4 protein-coding genes are annotated in these 3,549 nt (G+C 73.8%); 2 read left to right on the top strand and 2 right to left on the bottom strand.

Annotated features, from left to right (window positions below):
• Nucleotides 1–80 precede the first annotated feature (80 nt).
• Nucleotides 81–623: a DUF2000 family protein gene (locus tag ACWJ6R_RS32550; RefSeq protein ID WP_449065895.1), complete on the bottom strand. Its 543-nt coding sequence runs from the start codon at nt 621–623 to the stop codon at nt 81–83.
• Between the two features lie 51 nt (nt 624–674).
• Between ACWJ6R_RS32550 and ACWJ6R_RS32545 the strand changes: the two genes are divergently transcribed.
• Nucleotides 675–1,481 (top strand): AraC family transcriptional regulator, encoded by an 807-nt coding sequence (locus ACWJ6R_RS32545; protein ID WP_449065894.1) that lies wholly within the window; start codon nt 675–677, stop codon nt 1,479–1,481.
• A 79-nt stretch (nt 1,482–1,560) separates the two neighbouring features.
• A complete protein-coding gene (locus ACWJ6R_RS32540) occupies nt 1,561–2,085 on the top strand; it encodes a DUF2087 domain-containing protein (protein ID WP_449065893.1) in 525 nt (174 codons plus the stop codon).
• 99 nt (nt 2,086–2,184) lie between these two features.
• Here the strand turns inward: ACWJ6R_RS32540 and dusB are convergent, their stop codons facing one another.
• Nucleotides 2,185–3,309, bottom strand: coding sequence for a tRNA dihydrouridine synthase DusB (gene dusB, locus ACWJ6R_RS32535; protein WP_449065892.1), 1,125 nt, complete (start codon nt 3,307–3,309; stop codon nt 2,185–2,187).
• Nucleotides 3,310–3,549: the final 240 nt, after the last annotated feature.

Raw genomic sequence — 3,549 nt, 5'->3', positions numbered from 1 at the left:
CCCCGGCCCGCCGCCTCCGGTCGCGCCGGACCGCGGCCGGCGGTGACCGGCGGTGACCCGCGGTGCGTCCCCGGGACGCCTCAGGGGTGCATGCGCGCACCCTTGAGGATCTTGTCCACGGCGTTCTTCGGCCCGTACACGGCCAGGCCCACCAGGTCGAGCCCGTCCCGGGGCACCGCGCGCACGGCGGCCCGGTTGTCCCGGTCGTTGCCGGTCGCGAACAGGCCGGAGGTGAACACCGACAGGGGGACGCCCCTGCCGGCCGCGCGGGCGTGCGCCTCCCTCAGCACCTCCTTGTCCCCCTCGAAGACCAGCACGGGCTGGCGGAACATGGGCAGGTACCCGGTGCCGTCCGCGTCCGCGTAGGGCTCGCCGATCACCTCCGGCCGCTCCGCGCCGATGCCGCTGACCAGGAAGGCCGTCACGTTCAGGCGCTGCCACGTCTCCAGGTCGTCGCGGAGCAGGACGGCGATCTTGGTGTCGAAGCGGACGGGCGCGTCACCGGACTCCGGGGACTGCGGCGACTCCCCGGACTTCCCGGACTTCCCGGACTTCCCGGACTCCGGGGACTCTGGCGAACCCCCGGACTTTCCGGACTGCGGGGACTGCGGGTGTGCTCTCATGAACGCCGATTCTGTTCGGCCGCACCCGGACCGGTCTTGTACGTTCTTCGCATGGTCGGCCGTCCGGACATCGCCGCGTGGCGCCCGCCGGTGCGGGGCATCACCGAGGTCTTCCACGCGCGCTTCACCGACCACGCCTACCCCATGCACACCCACGACTCGTGGACGCTGCTCATCATCGACGACGGCATGGTCAAGTACGACCTGGACCGCCACGAACACGGCACCCCCCGAGGCACGGTCACCCTCCTGCCGCCCCACGTGCCGCACAACGGCTGCGCGGTCACCCCGCAGGGGTTCCGCAAACGCGTGCTCTACCTGGACGCGGCGCACCTGGACGGAGACCTCGTCGGCCCGGCGGTGGACCGCCCGGTGCTGGACGATCCCGTGCTCCGCGACCGGGTCCACCTGCTGCACGCCTGCCTGGTGTCCCCGGGCGAGGAACTGGAGGCCGAGAGCCGCCTCGCCCTCGTCTCCGAGCGCCTCGGCGACCACCTGCGCGGACGGGCCGGCGTGCGGCCGGCCGTGCACGATCCGGGGATCGCCCACCGGCTGCGCGACCTGCTCGACGAGCGCTTCGTCCGGGGACTCACCCTGAGGGAGGCCTCGGACGCCCTGCACTCCCACCCCGCCCACCTGGTCAGGGCGTTCGGCCGCGAGTTCGGCATGGCGCCGCACCAGTACCTGACCGGGCGCCGGGTCGACCTCGCCCGCGGGCTCCTGCTGGAGGGCGTACCGCCGCCCGCCGCCGCGGCCTCCGCCGGCTTCTACGACCAGTCCCACCTCACCCGGCACTTCAGGCGCGTGCTGGGCACCACCCCCGGGCACTACGCGCGCGCCCGGCCCCCGGGACGGTGACCGACCGCTCCTCCCGAAGGCCCCTCCCGTGCTCCCCCGTGTGGCGGAGGCGGCCCGAGGAACCCGTGAGAATGGGGGCATGAGCGATGAGGCGATCAGGCAGGTGCTCGGCCTGCTCTACCAGGACGACACGCTGCGGGTGCTGTCGGCGCTGGCGCTGGAGCGCGCGCCCGAGGAGTCGGGGCTGGAGCGGGACGCGATGCTGCTGGCGCTGGACCGGTTGAAACGCGGCGGGCTGGCCGTACACGACCACGAGGGGGTGTGGCGGCTGCGCCGGGAGCGCTTCCGCGAGCTGCTGCACGCCGCGGCCCCGCCGCCCGAGCCGGTCTCCCCCGAGGAGAAGGTGCTGCGCGCCTTCCTCGTGGAGGGGCGGCTGCGGGCCATCCCCAGCAAGCGCGACAAGCAGCTCGTCGTGCTGAACTACGTGGCCCAGGTCTTCGAGCCGGGCGTGCGCTACTCGGAGAAGGACGTCAACGTGGTGCTGCGCGCCTTCCACGACGACCACGCGGCGCTGCGCCGCTACCTGGTCGACGAGGGCCTGCTGGCCCGCGAGAACAACGTCTACTGGCGCAGCGGCGGCACCGTCGACGTCGCAGGCGCCTGAAGCCGCCCGGCTCACGGACGAGCCCGCCCGGCTCGGCGTGAGTCGGCGTGAGGTCGCCGCCCGCGGCACTCCTCCGCGCCGTCGCTGGGCGGGACCGGATCAGCCGCCCGAGGTGTCGAGTTCGGCGTCCGCGCAGGGCACGGCCAGGTCGTAGGGGTCGTCGAGCCAGCCCGCGGGCAGGTGCACGCGGTCGCGGGCGTGGGTCTTGCCGCGCGGCGCGTCCGCCACCTCGCCGGGCCAGGGCTGGGCGGGGTCGAGCTCGGCCAGCCCCTCACGGAGCCCGGCGAGGGTCTCCGAGGTGGCCAGGCGGCGGCGCAGCTCGGAGCCGACGGTGAAGCCCTTGAGGTACCAGCCGACGTGCTTGCGGAAGTCGGCCACGGCGTGCGGCTCGCTGCCGAAGCACTCCGCCAGGAGCGCGGCGTGCCGCTCCATGACCGCGGCGACCTCCCCGAGCCGGGGCCTGGCCCGCTCGTCGCTCCCCGCGCACATGGCGGCCAGGTCGGCGAAGAGCCACGGCCGGCCCAGGCATCCGCGACCCACCACGACCCCGTCGCAACCGGTCTCCGCCATCATCCGCCGCGCGTCGTCGGCGCTCCAGACGTCGCCGTTGCCGAGCACCGGGATCTCGGTCACCGCCTCCTTGAGCCGGGCGATCGCCTCCCAGTCGGCGGTCCCGCCGTAGTGCTGGACCGCGGTGCGGCCGTGCAGCGCGACGGCCGCGATCCCCTCCTCCATCGCGATCCGCCCGGCGTCCAGGTAGGTGAGGTGGTCGTCGTCGATGCCCTTGCGCATCTTCATCGTCACCGGGAGCGTGCCGGCGTTGCGCACGGCCTCCCGCAGGATCGCGCGGAGCAGGTTGCGCTTGTACGGCAGGGCGGAGCCTCCGCCGCGCCGGGTCACCTTGGGCACCGGGCAGCCGAAGTTGAGGTCCACGTGGTCGGCCAGGTCCTCTTCGGCGACCATCCGGACGGCCCGGCCGACGGTCACCGGGTCCACCCCGTAGAGCTGGAGGCTCCGGGGCCGCTCGTCCGGCTCGAACCGGATCATCTTGAGCGTCTTGGCGTTCCGCTCCACCAGCGCCCGCGTCGTGATCATCTCGCAGACGAACAACCCGCCGCCCTGCTCGCGGCAGAGCGTGCGGAACGCGGTGTTGGTGATCCCGGCCATGGGCGCCAGCACGACCGGCGGCCACACTTCCAGCGAGCCCAGCTTCAACGACTCCACCTCGTGTTTCTACCGCACGCGGCCGGATCGGACGAACCGGTCACCGCCCCGATCCCGCCGTCCGCGCCTCCCCCGGCCTCTCCCGGCCCCCGCGCGCGCCGGCCGGCGTGACGCGCGGTTACGCACCTGACCGGAAAACCCGCTAGAGTTCTCTCGTCGCCACGGGCCGAAACGCCCGGCGGAGGCACGCGGAAGTGGCTCAGTGGTAGAGCATCACCTTGCCAAGGTGAGGGTCGCGGG

Source organism: Planomonospora algeriensis, assembly GCF_977012225.1.
The sequence above is the reverse complement of the archived record's forward strand: the minus strand, read 5'-3'. Positions and strand labels throughout refer to the sequence as shown.

What these genes read in the sequence shown, in the direction of transcription:
- ACWJ6R_RS32540 (WP_449065893.1), top strand. Translation starts at nt 1,561, where the DNA reads ATGAGCGATGAGGCGATCAGGCAGGTGCTCGGCCTGCTCTACCAGGAC.
- ACWJ6R_RS32550 (WP_449065895.1), bottom strand. Translation starts at nt 623, where the DNA reads ATGAGAGCACACCCGCAGTCCCCGCAGTCCGGAAAGTCCGGGGGTTCG.
- ACWJ6R_RS32545 (WP_449065894.1), top strand. Translation starts at nt 675, where the DNA reads ATGGTCGGCCGTCCGGACATCGCCGCGTGGCGCCCGCCGGTGCGGGGC.